The organism is Selenomonas sp. F0473 (assembly GCF_000315545.1).
Lineage (GTDB): Bacteria > Bacillota > Negativicutes > Selenomonadales > Selenomonadaceae > Centipeda.
Genome location: NZ_JH992902.1, coordinates 53,791 through 67,949, shown reverse-complemented (window position 1 = coordinate 67,949; position 14,159 = coordinate 53,791). Strand labels below are relative to the sequence as shown.

General features: G+C 59.9%; 13 protein-coding genes and 1 tRNA gene. 1 reads left to right on the top strand and 13 read right to left on the bottom strand.

Going from position 1 to position 14,159, the window contains the following annotated elements; all coding sequences use genetic code 11:
- Positions 1-6: 6 nt before the first annotated feature.
- From cysE to HMPREF9161_RS00250, 13 genes are all read right to left on the bottom strand, one after another.
- Positions 7-729, bottom strand: coding sequence for a serine O-acetyltransferase (gene cysE / locus HMPREF9161_RS00310; protein ID WP_009727670.1), 723 nt, complete (start codon positions 727-729; stop codon positions 7-9).
- A 164-nt stretch (positions 730-893) separates the two neighbouring features.
- Entirely contained in the window at positions 894-1,187 is a 294-nt protein-coding gene (locus tag HMPREF9161_RS00305; RefSeq protein ID WP_009727669.1) for a late competence development ComFB family protein, read from the bottom strand.
- A gap of 29 nt (positions 1,188-1,216) precedes the next feature.
- Positions 1,217-3,886 carry a hypothetical protein gene (locus HMPREF9161_RS00300; RefSeq protein ID WP_009727668.1) on the bottom strand — a complete coding sequence of 890 codons (2,670 nt, stop codon included), beginning with the start codon at positions 3,884-3,886 and terminating at the stop codon, positions 1,217-1,219.
- Positions 3,887-4,007: 121 nt separating this feature from the next.
- Positions 4,008-4,082, bottom strand: a tRNA-Arg gene (locus tag HMPREF9161_RS00295).
- A gap of 46 nt (positions 4,083-4,128) precedes the next feature.
- Complete coding sequence (locus HMPREF9161_RS00290; RefSeq protein WP_009727667.1) at positions 4,129-4,821, bottom strand: hypothetical protein; 693 nt, start codon at positions 4,819-4,821, stop codon at positions 4,129-4,131.
- A 28-nt stretch (positions 4,822-4,849) separates the two neighbouring features.
- Positions 4,850-5,542 (bottom strand): Crp/Fnr family transcriptional regulator, encoded by a 693-nt coding sequence (locus HMPREF9161_RS00285; RefSeq protein ID WP_009727666.1) that lies wholly within the window; start codon positions 5,540-5,542, stop codon positions 4,850-4,852.
- 50 nt (positions 5,543-5,592) lie between these two features.
- A complete protein-coding gene (locus HMPREF9161_RS00280; protein WP_009727665.1) occupies positions 5,593-6,450 on the bottom strand; it encodes an NAD(P)/FAD-dependent oxidoreductase in 858 nt (285 codons plus the stop codon).
- Between the two features lie 81 nt (positions 6,451-6,531).
- Positions 6,532-7,485: a ribose-phosphate pyrophosphokinase gene (locus tag HMPREF9161_RS00275; RefSeq protein ID WP_009727664.1), complete on the bottom strand. Its 954-nt coding sequence runs from the start codon at positions 7,483-7,485 to the stop codon at positions 6,532-6,534.
- 136 nt (positions 7,486-7,621) lie between these two features.
- Complete coding sequence (gene glmU, locus HMPREF9161_RS00270; protein ID WP_009727663.1) at positions 7,622-8,986, bottom strand: bifunctional UDP-N-acetylglucosamine diphosphorylase/glucosamine-1-phosphate N-acetyltransferase GlmU; 1,365 nt, start codon at positions 8,984-8,986, stop codon at positions 7,622-7,624.
- A 26-nt stretch (positions 8,987-9,012) separates the two neighbouring features.
- Positions 9,013-9,750 (bottom strand): GntR family transcriptional regulator, encoded by a 738-nt coding sequence (locus tag HMPREF9161_RS00265; RefSeq protein WP_009727662.1) that lies wholly within the window; start codon positions 9,748-9,750, stop codon positions 9,013-9,015.
- Positions 9,751-9,781: 31 nt separating this feature from the next.
- Positions 9,782-10,654 (bottom strand): 4-(cytidine 5'-diphospho)-2-C-methyl-D-erythritol kinase, encoded by an 873-nt coding sequence (gene ispE / locus HMPREF9161_RS00260; RefSeq protein WP_009727661.1) that lies wholly within the window; start codon positions 10,652-10,654, stop codon positions 9,782-9,784.
- A gap of 67 nt (positions 10,655-10,721) precedes the next feature.
- On the bottom strand, positions 10,722-13,142 hold the full coding sequence (priA, locus tag HMPREF9161_RS00255) for a primosomal protein N' (protein ID WP_009727660.1): 2,421 nt from the start codon (positions 13,140-13,142) through the stop codon (positions 10,722-10,724).
- Positions 13,143-13,229: 87 nt separating this feature from the next.
- Positions 13,230-13,586, bottom strand: coding sequence for a hypothetical protein (locus tag HMPREF9161_RS00250; protein WP_009727659.1), 357 nt, complete (start codon positions 13,584-13,586; stop codon positions 13,230-13,232).
- Positions 13,587-13,804: 218 nt separating this feature from the next.
- Between HMPREF9161_RS00250 and HMPREF9161_RS00245 the strand changes: the two genes are divergently transcribed.
- Positions 13,805-14,149, top strand: a complete 345-nt coding sequence (locus tag HMPREF9161_RS00245; RefSeq protein ID WP_009727658.1) for a cupin domain-containing protein — start codon at positions 13,805-13,807, stop codon at positions 14,147-14,149.
- Positions 14,150-14,159: the final 10 nt, after the last annotated feature.

Below are 14,159 nucleotides of genomic sequence, written 5' to 3'. Positions count from 1 at the left end.
ACACCTCTATGATTTTGTTTCAAGCGTATTCAGGCGTTCTTTGAGCGCCTCGATCTCTCCGTGCATCTGGTCGATCATCTCCGCCACGGGATCCGGCAGCATATCGTGATCGAGATCGACGTCCAGTTCGTCCGCAATCGCATCGACGCTCTCCCCCTCCTCGATAGAAAGCGCGCGCGCACGAAGAAGTTCGGTCTCCGTGCGGACGCGACGGCCCTTCATGACGACGATGCGTCCGGGAATGCCGACGACCGTCGCGTGGGCGGGCACGGGGCGCAGCACAACGGAGCCCGCGCCGATCTTCGCGTGATCCCCGACGGTGAACGAGCCGAGCACCTTTGCCCCCGAGGCGACGACAACGTTGTTGCCGAGGGTCGGGTGGCGCTTGCCCTTCTCCTTTCCTGTTCCGCCGAGCGTCACCCCCTGATAGAGCGTGACATTTCTGCCGATCTCCGCCGTCTCGCCGATGACGATACCCGTGCCGTGGTCGATGAAGAGGCCCTCGCCGATCGTCGCGCCCGGATGAATCTCAATGCCCGTTAAAAGACGCGCAAAATTCGAGATGAGCCGCGGCACGAGCACCCAGCCGCGCAGATAGAGCGCATGCGCGAGGCGATGCGCCCAGATCGCATGGAGCCCCGCATAACAGAGCACAACCTCGAGCGTACTCTGCGCGGCGGGATCGCGCTCAAAGACAACGCGGATATCGCGCCTGATCCTTGCGAACATAGCAGCATCCTCTCTCTCAGTGACGAGCGTCTCGCAAAAGAAACGCGCCCGCACCTCCGAAGAGACGCCGACGCGCAGATTCCTTTGCAGTCTTTCCTATTCTACCAAAAAAACACCCGCTTGACAAATATTTATCAGCGGGTGTCATCGTTTCCGAATAGCGGTCAAATCCCTTCCTCGTTGCGGCCGTGATGCGGCTGCCCGCCGACAATCTGCATCGCGCGCAGCGTCTCTGTCAGGACCTCCACATCATAGGACATCTCCATGCCCTCCACACGGCGCATGACGGCCCCTTTATGCGTGGAGACGTAGCGCGGCGGAAGATTGTTGAGCGCAATCATCATCATATCCGTACGGCAGCGCTCGCACATGCAGATATGGGGATACTGCGGCGCCAGCCGATCCAGCATGTGATCGACGGCGTCCTCCATATAATTTTTAAACGGCAAATGGCGCATCGCAGTACTCCTCTCTGCACGCAAAACGATCACAGACGAACGGTATATATTTTCCCCTCATAGGGCTTCGTCTCCAAACTTCTCTCCGACGCTACGGTGTACTCGATCGTATTCGGCGACTTCTTGCGGATATAGACCCCGACCGCATCGTCGTCGCTCACATCGTCGTCGTCGATAATGCAGCGCACCATACGCACCTCCGCGGCCTTCATGCGTCCCTGCATCGCACGCGGCTCCTGCGTATAATAGAGCTCGAATTCATCTTCATCCGCATAGGTGAAATACGACCACGTTCCGTACTCGACGCGCGCGTCGATATCCACCCGGAACCGGCCGCGCTCATTGAGGCTCCCGAGGAAGTAAGGAAAGAGCAGTTCGTCGTGTTCATCCACATTCTTGTTGATGATCTTGACATCCTTGCCTCCCTTACGGCAGCGGAGAAGGCCGAATGCGACCCCTGTCTTGCCCGTGCGGAGCCGGTCGAAATCGTCGTAAATCTTCTTTCCCTTCCCGCTCTTCTCATCCTCCATACCGAGCGGTAGATAGAGCAGAAACGGATCGTCCTTACGCGGTGCGGCGGCCTTCGCGGGATCCGCCTGCGGCTTTCCTTTCTGCATGGGGCCGCCGTTCTTGAAGTTCTGTTGGATGCGCGCTCCGCCGCCCACCTGACGGGCGATATACTCTTCGAACAGCTTACGCACGATCGGCGCCTTGCAGGAGTTCCCCGCGAGGAAGATATGCACCTGCCGCACCGTACGTCCCTTGAATGCCGTCGCCATCGCTTGGAAGAAATTCTCCACGCCGCGCCGAATGCGCCCCTCGAGCGTGCGCTCGAGTTTTCGTACGTCGATGTTGAGGTACACCTGCGCGCGATTGCCGGCGTTGCCCGTCTTTTCCGAGGAAAAGAGTGTGAGCGTCGTCTGGAACCCGTCGCCCGTCGCAAACTCGTCGTAGCCCACGCCCCGCTCCCAGAAGGGCCGCAGGCGCTCGGCGAGGATTTTATTGTTGAGATGCGAGGCCGCATCGCGCGTCTCGCGTACAAGCGCCTCCGCCCCGGCAAACGTCTCGCATTCGGGCGGCAGGGCAAACGTGATCTTGTGCTTTCGCATCTCCGCGAGGTTGTCCTTAAACACCTCGTAAGCGAGGAGCTCGAGGATATTCTCGCCGCCGAGATACATATCGCTGCCGAAACCGAACTGCTCGATGATGAATTTACGCCGGCGGTTCTCCGGCACATACTCCACGCCGAAGTCGAAATCCGTCGTGCCGCCGCCGAAGTCGAACACGCCGTAGGCGACCTCCTCACCCGGATGTCTCGGCTCGAGTCCGTAGGCCTCGAGCGCGCTGACGGCATATGCGGCCGGCTCGTTCGCCCCGTCGTAGACGCGGAAGCGGCGCATCATCTCCGGATCGTCGAGGAGCGCCTTCGGCAGGGTCTTTTTGAGACCGCGCTCAAAACTCATGCGGATGTGCTCCCGCACATCCTTTTCATAACCGACGGGGAACGAGAGGATGTAATCGAGATAGATATTGCGGTGCATATTGTTGATGTAAAGCCCGAGGTAGTAGGCGTAGATCTCAATGGGATCGAATCCGCCCGCATCCAGCGGCAGCGTCTCCGCATAGGGCTTGACCTCTTGGATGTAGCCGCGCCGGTCTTTGAGGATCGGAGAGTTCGCCGTGTCGCGCGTCCAGCGTTTCAACTCGCTGAACACCGAGTAATAGACCGCAATCCCCTCCGCCGACTGCCGCTTGAAGATCGCGTCCGCCGCCTGATGCGACGCCGTAACCTGCGCCCACTCCGTATAGGGACGGCCCTCGCGCGCACGGTAAAGATGCTTGAACGCCTCGATGTCGATCAGCTCGATTGCCGTCGGGTTCTCATAGTCCTGAATGGTCGGCTCGTTGGCGTAGTCCCCCTTGCCGATGCGCAGCAGTCGCGCCTCCCGGTCGCGGCAAACGACGACGGTGCTGCGCGTGCCGAAATCAATGGCGCAGGTACCGTTCATCATCACGTCGAGCTGCGGCGGCCGTGCGACGAGGAAATCCGTCGGCGGCAGGCGCAGACAGACGCTGTCCTCCCGCCCGTCGGCAGTCAGCTCTTCATAGAGGTCCCAGTGCCCGAGGCTCATATCTGTAAGGAGACGCTCCGCGTACGGCTGGATATTCGCCCGCACATGGTCGCACTGCAGGAGTTTCTTCTTGAACGGCTCGATGGAGAAATCAAGCGGAACGGAGCCCGTATTGATGGCCGTTTCGATGATGCTCTGAATATCAAAGGTCAGGCCGAAAATCTTCTCCTTAAATCGGCCGGCCACGACATCCTCGGCGAACCGCTCGTGATCAAAGACGAGCTGGTCCCTCTCGATGCGGATATATGTGCGGATCTTCGGATACTCCGCGACGAGTCTGCGCAGGCGTTCCTCCTGCTCATGCGATACGTCCTCCGCATTGAACTCGTCCGCGATCCATTTGAGAAAGCTGTGCGCACCGCTGCGATCTCTGCCCAACGAGAACATATACTTCTTGTTGACGATGGATGCCGTCTCATCTTTGAGCGCCGCGATATCGCGGCCGATCTGCTGCCCAAAGCGAAGCGAACTCTCATAGAAAAACTGCCGAAAGACGTTCTTTTTTAGGTACAGCGTCCGCATGAGCATCGGACGCATCGCCGGTCCCTGCGCCTCTTTTCGGGCCATGCATTCATCTCCTAACGAAAAACAAAAAAACTCTCGGTGTAAATATTCTTCGCATTCAGTCAAAATCCTTTTTCAGACAAAAAAAGCCCCGCGTCAAATTTGCAGGGCAAAAGATCAAAAGTGGTGCGCTCGGCGGGAGTCGAACCCACGCTTTCAGCTCCGGAGGCTAACGTCCTATCCACTGGACTACGAGCGCGCTGCTTAAATCACAAGGGGTATTATAGCCGAACACGCCGTGTTCGTCAAGTTTTCTCCCGCGGCTGCTCCTCCGCATGCGCGGCATTTTCGCGATGCGCGGCGGAAACGGGCGCAAGGTACCTGCGGATCGCACCGATCTCGTCTTCGATGAAGAGTGCGACGGGCGACTCGCGAAGCATAACGAGTTCGAGGAGCCGCGCCTGTTCCGCAGGATCCCGCTGCTTCATCGCCTCCGGATCCGCAGCCGCGCGCGTAAGGGTCACAGCCTTCTGCTCCGCAGCGGCATAGTCGCCCGTCTTATTCACGATGCTCGCAATCGGGTTGTATATCTCATCCGAGAGTTCCAGGGACGGCGCATTCTTATCCATGCGCGCGCGCAGTTCCTGCATATCCCGCTCGAGATCCGCAAGACGCGCATAGGTGGTCTCGAGATCGCTCTCCCCTTTCTTCGCATCCGCCAAAATCTGATGATACCTCGTCCAGCAGCGGTCAAGCTCGCCGATGCTCTTTTGATAACTCCCCCACCATGGAACGAAGAGCTCCTGGTCCCGGTTCATCGTCTCGATCCGCTCCTTCGTTAGGGGGGCCTCCGCACGTTTTGCCGTCTGCATATGAACGAGTACGCCGCCCAAAATAACGACCAAGAGCGCAAAGATGAAAAAAACACGCCGCGGCAGATATCGAAACAAGATGACGAGCAGCAGCAGGGCGATACCTGCCGGCAGATAATGCAGCATAGAAACCTCCGCTATAGGATCGGGGAAGTTAGGCGCCCGCACGTTTTTGGAGCGCCGCGCGATCGAGGATCCGAATACGGCCGCGCGACGCTTGGACGAGGCCTTCGTGTCCATATTCCCGTATGAGACGGCTGACAACCTCGCGCGCGGTGCCAAGGTAATGCGCCGTCTGCTCATGGGTAAAGCGCACCTCATCGCGCGCGGTGCGCTCGGACTCCTCGATGAGGAATTTGGCAAGGCGTCGGTCCGCCGACGTAAAGAGTATCTGCTGGAGTTTCCACAGTGTCTCCGAGAGCCGTGTCACCGCAGTCTCGTAGGCTTTAAAACGCGCGCTGATATTCGCGTCCAGAATACGGCGGACAGCCGTCGTATCGGAGACAAACGCCTCCGTATCCTCGTTCGCGTCGATATAGACGTCGCCCTTGAGGGTTTCAAGCGCGCAGGTGCTCGAAATGATCGCCATTTCGCCCTGCCGGATGAAATACAGCGTGAGTTCGCGTCCCTCCTCCGAGAGGAGATAGACGCGCAGGCTGCCGGACATGATATGCATCGTCGGAATATGGCCCAGTCCGCCGCGATGAACGACCGCCCCCTTCGGATAGCGCACATACTGCGTATGTGCGAGCAGGAGTTCCCGCTCCTCCTTCGTCAGCGTCTCCCATACGCTGAACGCGTCGATGTGTTCGCTGAATTGACTGCCTTCCCTTGCTTGCGCCGGCATATCGATCCCTCCCCTTTTCTCACGGGGAATCCCTGCAGTCCCCGTATTTTTCACTTCTTTTGCAGATACCGTACGACGGCAAGTCCCGCCTCCGCCCCCTCGTAAGCGGCCTTAACGATCTGCAGGAGGCCTCCCGTACAGTCCCCCGCGGCATAGACGCCCGGGACGTTGGTCTCCATGTGCGCGCGTACAACAACTTTGCCGTCGTCCATCAGTACGCCGAGTTTTTCCGCGAGTTCAGCGGTGCCCGCCGTGCCGATCGCCAGGAATACGCCCGCCGTATCCGCCGATGTCCCGTCCGCAAAGACGACGCGCGAAACGCTCCGCTCTCCCTCGATCCGTGCGATCTGCGCCGGATAGACGTCGACCTCCGGCGGGATACCGACGGTCGGCTCCGCGCCGTTCGTCAGCAGAATCACGCGTGCCGCATGGGGCTGCAAAACCCGTATTTCATGGAGCGCATATGCCCCCGCGCCGACGACGGCAACCGTCTTGCCGCGGTAAAAGAATGCGTCGCAGACGGCACAGGAGCTGACGCCGCGCCCTGTGAACTCCCGTATGCCGGGCACGGAGAGCGTCCCGCGGACGGCCCCCGTTGCCAGGATGACGGCATCGCACCGATACCGCGTCGTTTTACCGTCGACGGCAAAGCCGCCCTCATCGCCCCGGACGCCGAGCACCTCGTCCGTAACGAATACGACGCCCAAGCGCCGCGCTCCCGCAATACCGCGCCGCGCAAGTTCCGCCCCCGTGACGGGATCTTCTATGCCGTAATAATTCTCAACGCACGTGGCCGTACGGAGCGCGCCGGCACCTTTCGCAACGACTGTCACGTCGGCGCCGCCGCGCCGCGCATAGAGTGCGGCCGAGACGCCGGCCGGCCCCGCGCCTATGATGAGTACATGCATGGACCTCTCCTAGCAAAGCTGCGTAGATGAAAAAAGAGACGCCCCCTGAGACGCCTCTTCATCCGGCCGCGGGGAACTTGCTCAATGATGGTTAAACAGCAGGCTCACCGATCGATGACTTTGAACGCGCACAATAACGTCGGCAAGCGACTGTGCGAGGGAAAGCGTAACGAGTTTGTCGGACTGCTTCTCCGGCGGTACCGGGATGGAGTCCGTGATGACAAGTTTCTCCAAAGGGGATGCTTCGATGCGCTCGACTGCGGGATCGCTGAGGATCGCGTGAGAACACGCTGCAAGCACATTCTTTGCGCCGCGGTCCATGAGCGCCTTGGCCCCCTCGCAGAGGGATCCTGCCGTATCGACGATATCGTCGATGAGCAGCGCGGTCTTGCCCTGTACGTCTCCGATGAGATTCATCACCTCCGCGCGGCCAGGTTCCGGACGGCGTTTCTCGATGATGGCGATCGGCGCATGGAGGAAGTCCGCCATGATGCGCGCACGCGTGACCCCGCCGAGATCCGGCGATACGACGATGATGTCCTCGATCGCCTGATCGCGAAAATAGCCGGCAAGCACGGGAGCGGCGGCCAGATGGTCCACGGGAATATCGAAGAATCCTTGGATCTGCCCCGCATGGAGATCGACGGTCACAACGCGCGTCACGCCCGCCGTCGTCATAAGATTGGCGACGAGTTTTGCCGAAATGGGTTCTCTGCCGCGTGTCTTGCGGTCCTGCCGCGCATAGGCATAGTAAGGAACGACGGCCGTAATACTGTGCGCGGAGGCGCGCTTGCACGCATCGGTCAAGATGAGGAGTTCCATCAGATTATCGTTGACCGGAAAGCTCGTCGATTGGATGATAAAAATATCCTTTCCGCGTATGCTCTCTTCGATCATCACCTGTGTTTCACCGTTATTGAAGTGCCCGACGAAGGCCTCGCAGAGGGGAACGCCGATCCGTGCGGCAATGTCCTTTGCCAGTTTCGGATTCGCATTTCCCGTCAGGATGCAAACGTTGTCGGTTTCAAAACTCATCTTTCTATTCCTCCTAAAATGCGCGCGTTTTCTTAGATTGTATACATACACCGACTACAGTATAGCACGCGCCGAATACTTTTGGAAGTGTATTCGTTCGTCTTTTTCATACGAATCTCAAAACGGGTCCGGACGATTATTTTCTCTTGTCTTTCCAGCCTTCGATGTCTTTTTGACGCGCGCGCGCAACGGACAGCGTATTGGGCGGGACATCGCGCGTAATGGTCGAGCCCGCGCCGATGTAGGCGCCGTCCCCTACCGCAACGGGAGCGACGAGGTTGGAGTTGCAGCCGATGAAGGCGTTATTGCCGATGACTGTGCGGAACTTCGTTTTGCCGTCGTAGTTGACGGTAATCGTCCCGCAGCCCATATTGACCCCCGTCCCCATGTCGCAGTCGCCGATGTAGGAGAGATGCGGCAGCTTCGAGCCCGCGCCGATCTCGGAGTTCTTGACCTCGACGAAATTGCCGATCTTGACGTTCTCCCCGATATGCGTATCCGGGCGAATGTGGGTGAACTGCCCGAGATCCGCCCCGCCGTCGATCTCCGCGTCGTGCACATAGGCGTAATGCGCCCGGACCCCGTCCCCGACGACCGCGTTCCGGAAACGCACGTGCGGTCCGATGCAGCAGTCCTCGCCGATCACGGTATCGCCCTCGAGCAGCGTAAAGGGATAAATGGTCGTATCCATGCCGATACGCACATCCGCATCGACGAACGTCGTCTTGGGATCGATGATCGTCACTCCGTCCGCCATGAGTTCCTCGACCTTGCGCTTGCGCAGAATACGCTCCGCCACAGCGAGCTGGCTGCGCGAGTTGATGCCGAGCGTGCACTCGTAGTTGTCCGCGACGACCGCCCAGATCTTTTCCCCCGTATCGCGCAGAATACCGAGCACATCGGGCAGATAATACTCGCCTTGGGCGTTGTCGTTCGTCACCCGTTCGAGCGCCGAAAAGAGCGCCTCCGCGTCAAAGCAGTAAATGCCCGCGTTGACCTCGCGGATCTCCAGTTCTTCCGGGGTCGCGTCCTTGTGCTCGACGATCTTCAGCACCTCGCCGCTTGCACGGCGGACAACGCGTCCGTAGCCCTTTGCATTCGGCATGATCGCCGTGAGCACGGTGGCCTTTGCCCCCGCCTGTACATGCTCTTCATGGAAGCGCGCCAGGAGTTCCGCCGTGAGGAGGGGCGTATCGCCGCAGAGCACCATGATCGTCCCGCGCTCTCCCGCCAGCAGTTCTTTTGTCTGCAGAACCGCGTGTCCCGTACCGAGCTGCTCGCGCTGCTCGACATATTCGGCGCTGTCGCCGATGGTTTTCCGCACGGTCTCGCCGCCAAACCCTGTGACGACAATATTGCGCCGCGCCCCCGCCGTATCCGCAGCGTCGATCACGTGCTGCAGCATGGGTTTCCCAGCCGCGCAGTGCAGTACTTTCGGCAGCTTCGACTTCATGCGCGTACCCTTACCCGCCGCCAGTATGACCGTAATAAAGTCCAACATATATGCCTCCAATCCTCAGGGTAACGCTATTCGGCAGCCCCTTTGCTTTTCTTGCTTTTACGCTTGACGAGCGGTGTCCCCGTCTTTTTCTCCTGATCTTCAATCGCGAAAAGCAGCGTCTGCTCCGAATTTTCCATATGCTTTTCCCCGACCTTGCGGGCAAGACGCGCATCTCCGGAACCGATGGCGTCGACGATAGCGCGGTGTTCTTCCAGCGTCGCCTTCAGGCGTCCGGGATACGACATGGAAATCGTACGGAACCGCGTGAGCTGTTCGCGCAGGTTGCCGATGATGAGCAGCAGGCGCTGATTGCGCGCCGCCTGATAGAGGAGTTCGTGGAACTCAATATCCGTCTGCACGATACGGTCCATATCGTGTTCCTCGATGGCGCGCCCGATCGCGACGAGCAGCCGTTCCAGACGTTCCTGCTCCTCCTCCGTAATGCGCTCGGCCGCGAGTTCGCACGCGAGCGCTTCAAGCGCCGCGCGAATCTCAAAGATCTCGTTGATGTCGCGGATAGAGACGCTCGCGACATAGGCGCCGCGCCGCGGTACCGTAACGACATAACCCTCCTGCTCCAGTTTTCGGATCGCCTCGCGCACGGGTGTGCGGCTGACGAGCAGTTCGTCAGCGAGATCGTTTTCCTTCAGCCATTCGCCGGGTTTCAGCACACCGCTGCGAATCGCGTCGCGCAACACCTCGCAGACGATATCGCGCAGCGGCTGATAACTGTTGACCACAACCGGTGATAGTTTTCCGTTCATAAAATAAAATCCCTTCAATGCAGATTCGGTATTACGTTCGTTTTATCATCGTCATCTTGGCTGTCCGTGTCAGGTGCACTTCGGCGTCCGTCTCGCGGCGGAACGCCTCGGCCGTATGTGCGGCGGCCGCCGCATCGGCAAAGAGTCCGAATACGGTGGGCCCGCTGCCCGACATCATCGCACACGCGGCGCCGCCCGTGCGCATGCGCGCGCGGTAATCGGCAATCACCGGGTGCGCCGCCTCCGTGACCGGTTGGAGCACGTTGACGGCAAGTCTTGCACAGGCATGGACGTCGCCGTGTGCAAGCGCCTGCAGGAACGCCGCATTATCCGGGTGCTTTTCCGGGGGATGCGCGTCGTAGGAACGATAGGCCCACGGCGTCGAGACCGCAACGGGAGGTTTCGCCAGCAGAACAGCCGTCTCCGGGAAATCGGAGAGCCGTTCCATGATCTCGCCGCGGCCTGTGGCAAACACAGTGCCGCCCGTCAGGGAAAAGGGAATATCCGAGCCGATCCGCGCCCCGAATCCGCGGAGTTCCTCATCCGTCAGGCCGAGGCCGTACAGTTCGTTCATCCCGCGCAGCGCCGCCGCCGCATCCGCGCTGCCGCCGGCAAGGCCGGCCGCAACGGGGACGCGCTTCACGATGTCGATATGCACGCCGCCGCGGATGCCGCACTCCTCTATGAGGAGCGCCGCGGCACGATACGCGAGATTGCGCGCATCCGTCTCCAGTCCCGGCACATCCACGCGGAGGCTGATGCCCTCCGCCCGCTGACGCAGCGTCAGTTCGTCTCTGAGCGCCAACGACTGCATGACCGTCGCAATCTCATGATAACCGTCATCCCGTACGCCCAAAATGTCCAGCGTCAAATTGATCTTCGCATATCCGAAAATCGTCACCATTCGACTTCCCTCATCGTCCTATCTTTGTCAAGATTACCATGATTTATAATTATTTACAATGGCTTTTTCAAAATATAGCCATCGGATCAATATCAATAGCTACGTCATTCCGTAAATGCAGTTCTTTTTCACGTAAAAATTCCCGGACGGGCGCAAGCTCATCCGTCTTGATCAATACGATGAACCGATACGCGCTGCGCTCTTTCTCTATGAGCGCGGGCGACGGTCCGATGACGGCGCGCCCCTTCGCCGCTCCGAACTGCCGGCGGCATGCGGAGGCAAAATTCTCCGCCGTCTCCCACGCTTCGTCGCGGCGCGGCGCGTGGAAGAGAAGTTTCACAAGGCGGCTGAACGGCGGGTAGAAGAGCTCGCGCCGCAAGACAATTTCCCGCTCGTAAAAGGCTCGATAGTCCTGCCGCATGGCACAGCGGACGGCATAGTGCTCGGGGTTGTAGGTCTGCACGACGACCTCGCCCCGCGCGCCGTGACGCCCCGCGCGCCCCGCCGTCTGCGTGATGAGCATAAAGCAGCGTTCGGCCGCGCGGAAATCCGGCAGATTGAGACTCGCATCCGCACTGATGATGCCGACGGTCTGTACGCCGGGAAGGTCGTGCCCCTTTGCCACCATCTGCGTGCCGAGCAGGATGTCATAGCCGCGGCTGCGAAACTGCGCCAGGATCTCGTCATGGGCGAGTTTCCGCCCCGTCGTGTCGCGGTCCATACGCAGGACACGCGCCGTGGGCAGCAGCTGAAGGAGCTCCTCCTCGAGTTTCTCCGTGCCGGAGCCGAAATATTTGATATAACGGCTGCCGCAGGCGGGACAGGTCTCCGGTACGGCGGCCCGCCGATCGCAGTGATGGCAGACGAGCGTTCCGTTCGTATGATAGACGAGCGGGAGCCCGCAGTCCTTGCAGGTGACGACCGCACCGCAGGCGCGGCACATGACGAAAGTCGAATACCCGCGCCGATTGAGCATGATAATCGCCTGCTCGCGCCGCGCCAGGGTCTCCGTGAGGAGATCGCGCAGGGTCTGCGAGATAATCGTACGCCGGCCCCGGCGGAGTTCCTCCCGCATATCCACGGCGCGCACATGCGGGAGCGGTTGACTGCCGATGCGCTCCGGCATCGTGAGGAGGGTCAGCGCGCCCCCGCGCGCCCGCGCATAGGTCTCGAGCGCGGGCGTCGCGCTGCCCAGCAGGAGGAGCGCGCCGTGGCGCCGCGCGAGGATCTCTGCGACGGCACGCGCATGATAGCGCGGGGATTCGTCCTGCTTGTACGACATGTCCTGCTCTTCGTCGAGGATGATGCAGCCGACGTTGTCCGCGGGGGTGAAGAGTGCCGAGCGGGCCCCGATGATGATGCCGGCCTCCCGGCGCCGCACGCGGAAGATCGCATCGTTGCGCTCCGCGAGCGAAAGGCGGCTGTGCATGACGACGATATCGTCCGCAAACACTTCCCGAAACGCGGTGATGAGCTGCCCCGTGAGCGCGATTTCCGGCACGAGCACAACCACCTGCCGCCCGCGGGCGCGCACGGCACGCGCGATTTCGATGTAAACGCGCGTTTTGCCGCTGCCTGTGACGCCGTGCAGGAGATAACCGCGGTACGCATCGGCGGCAAGTCCCTCGCGAAGAGCGTTCACCGCATGCGCCTGCGCCTCTGTCAGCGGCGCCTCCCGTACGGCAGCCGCACGGCGGTCGCCGTAGCTGTCCCGCGTCTTGCGGCGCAGATGCTCTTTGACGAGCCGCTCCGCACAAAGGCGTTTCACCGTCGCGGGCGAGATCCCCGCCTGCTTCAGCGCAGGGAGCGCATGTTCCTCCCGATCTTGGAAAATCCGCAGGGCACGCAGCTGCGCGGGTTTCCGTGCAAATGCCGCAAGGCGCTCGTCCGTGATCTCTGCCGCAGCCGCATAATATTTTTCATAACGCGCCTTATCCCGCCGGTCGGCATGATATCTCTTGTGCACGAGGCGATAGCGCAGGAGTTTCTCGACCGTCTCTTCCGCCGGCATGTCGGGCAGCGCGCGGCGCAGTTCCGCCATGCGATGCCCGCCGCTCTGCAGGAGAAAGTCATAGACGGCGCGCGCACGGACGTCCGCCAACAGAGGATGCGCGGGGTCCGCGTCTTCCGCCGCCTCATAGACGGGAAAGATCCGCAGGCCGCTCTTGCCCGGCATGAAGAGACGCATGATTTCTGCGGCGGAGCAAAGATAAAAGTCCGATAGTTCCCGCGCGGCCGCGAGAAGCTCCGGTGTGAACCACGCTTCTTCGTCCACCGCGTCGAGCACGGCGCGCAGTTTATGCGCCCCGTCCCGCGTCTCATCCAGGGGCCGCACATCGACGACGAATCCCTCCACGCGCATATTGCCGAAGGGGACGAAGACGCGCCACCCCGCGCCGATCTGCGGGAGCTCCGGGGGAACGGTATAGGTAAATGCGCGCGCAATGCTCTTGACGGGGATATTGATATAGACGTCGGCGACTGTCATATCTTCCCCCTCCGGTCTCTTTGAGACTCAATAAAAAAGCTGTTACACGAAATGATTCGTGCAGCAGCTCCTTTCCTTCCGTCGTTCTTATGAGGCAATTGCGGCCCTATTCTCTAGGATGACCTTGCCCGCCTGACACGCGGGGCAAATACAGGTCGTCTCTCCTTGCGATTTTGCTTTCTTCGCGGCAATCGTCAGGCCGCTCGCCTTTTTCTCGCCAAACGCGGCGATCCCCTCGGGGGAGTCCGTAAATCCGATGAGCTGATCGATCGTCAGCACGTCGCTCTTGATCTCTTCAATCAAAGCCTCGTACGCCGGTTTTTCCCGCGCCGTATCCACGGCGCCAAGGAATGCGTCCGCCTTTTCCTTCAGTCCTCCATAGACGGAGGGCGCCGCGCTCAGTTTACGAACTTGTTCGATCACCTCATTGCGATCCAATGCCATCGTCTCAGCCTCCTTTTTGAACGATTGTCTGATTTATAAAAATAATCTATCCGTATTATAGGACAACATCCGACATTTGACAATAAGAAAAAAAGCTTCGCTTTTCTTTCATTCCGAGTATTTTCATCGGAATTGTGGTTTCAGTCACAGCCCTGCGGGCACGCTTCATTGTATGCTGGACACATAACAAATCAACCGATACATGGAGGAGGAATATCATGTCCATCTTAAATAACATCGATCACAAGCAGGCCCTTCTACTCAAAGAACAGGTCGCATATGTGGAGGGGCAGGTCGTCAGCAAGACGCTCGTTCAGAATAATGGGCTTGGGATCACCCTCTTTGCCTTTGCCAAAGGCGAAGGCGTCAGCACGCACGAGTCGAAGGGAGACGCGCTCGTCACCGCGCTCGAGGGTGCGGGCGTGATTACGATCGACGACACGGTTTACAACCTCAAAGAAGGCGAGAGCATCGTTATGCCCGCGCGGCATCCGCATTCGGTTTACGCGGCAAAGGACAAGGGATTTAAGATGCTCCTCGTCGTCGCATTCCCCGAAGCCTAAGTATATACGC

What these genes read in the sequence shown, in the direction of transcription:
- cysE (WP_009727670.1), bottom strand. Translation starts at nt 729, where the DNA reads ATGTTCGCAAGGATCAGGCGCGATATCCGCGTTGTCTTTGAGCGCGAT.
- HMPREF9161_RS00305 (WP_009727669.1), bottom strand. Translation starts at nt 1,187, where the DNA reads ATGCGCCATTTGCCGTTTAAAAATTATATGGAGGACGCCGTCGATCAC.
- HMPREF9161_RS00300 (WP_009727668.1), bottom strand. Translation starts at nt 3,886, where the DNA reads ATGGCCCGAAAAGAGGCGCAGGGACCGGCGATGCGTCCGATGCTCATG.
- HMPREF9161_RS00290 (WP_009727667.1), bottom strand. Translation starts at nt 4,821, where the DNA reads ATGCTGCATTATCTGCCGGCAGGTATCGCCCTGCTGCTGCTCGTCATC.
- HMPREF9161_RS00285 (WP_009727666.1), bottom strand. Translation starts at nt 5,542, where the DNA reads ATGCCGGCGCAAGCAAGGGAAGGCAGTCAATTCAGCGAACACATCGAC.
- HMPREF9161_RS00280 (WP_009727665.1), bottom strand. Translation starts at nt 6,450, where the DNA reads ATGCATGTACTCATCATAGGCGCGGGGCCGGCCGGCGTCTCGGCCGCA.
- HMPREF9161_RS00275 (WP_009727664.1), bottom strand. Translation starts at nt 7,485, where the DNA reads ATGAGTTTTGAAACCGACAACGTTTGCATCCTGACGGGAAATGCGAAT.
- glmU (WP_009727663.1), bottom strand. Translation starts at nt 8,986, where the DNA reads ATGTTGGACTTTATTACGGTCATACTGGCGGCGGGTAAGGGTACGCGC.
- HMPREF9161_RS00265 (WP_009727662.1), bottom strand. Translation starts at nt 9,750, where the DNA reads ATGAACGGAAAACTATCACCGGTTGTGGTCAACAGTTATCAGCCGCTG.
- ispE (WP_009727661.1), bottom strand. Translation starts at nt 10,654, where the DNA reads ATGGTGACGATTTTCGGATATGCGAAGATCAATTTGACGCTGGACATT.
- priA (WP_009727660.1), bottom strand. Translation starts at nt 13,142, where the DNA reads ATGACAGTCGCCGACGTCTATATCAATATCCCCGTCAAGAGCATTGCG.
- HMPREF9161_RS00250 (WP_009727659.1), bottom strand. Translation starts at nt 13,586, where the DNA reads ATGGCATTGGATCGCAATGAGGTGATCGAACAAGTTCGTAAACTGAGC.
- HMPREF9161_RS00245 (WP_009727658.1), top strand. Translation starts at nt 13,805, where the DNA reads ATGTCCATCTTAAATAACATCGATCACAAGCAGGCCCTTCTACTCAAA.